1 pseudogene is annotated in these 280 nt (G+C 63.2%); it reads left to right on the top strand.

The window, feature by feature from the left end:
- Window positions 1-46: 46 nt before the first annotated feature.
- Window positions 47-280: pseudogene (locus tag IF01_RS0140995) on the top strand (hypothetical protein); the annotation flags it as partial.

Here is a 280-nt window from a genome sequence, read left to right as displayed (position 1 = left end):
GAGCACGCTGGACCCGTCGTTCCGGTTCACGGGTAGTGCGAGTGCGGTGTACAACCCGGTGAACAAGGTCACCGAGGTGTTCGCGACCGGGACGGACGGTGTCATCTCCCACAATTACCTGTTCAACGGGGGGCAGTGGAGCGGCTGGGCGACTCTCGGGCCGGCCTTTCGCTCCGGCAGTAGTCCGACCGCGGTGTTCAACGCCGCCACCAACGCCATCGAGCTCTTCGGTATCGGTACGGACGGTGTGATCAACCATACGTACAACATGAACGCCGGG

It is taken from the genome of Kitasatospora purpeofusca (assembly GCF_000718025.1).
In the GTDB taxonomy this organism is placed as follows: Bacteria; Actinomycetota; Actinomycetes; order Streptomycetales; family Streptomycetaceae; genus Kitasatospora; species Kitasatospora purpeofusca.
This window is presented reverse-complemented; position numbering and strand designations above follow the sequence as displayed.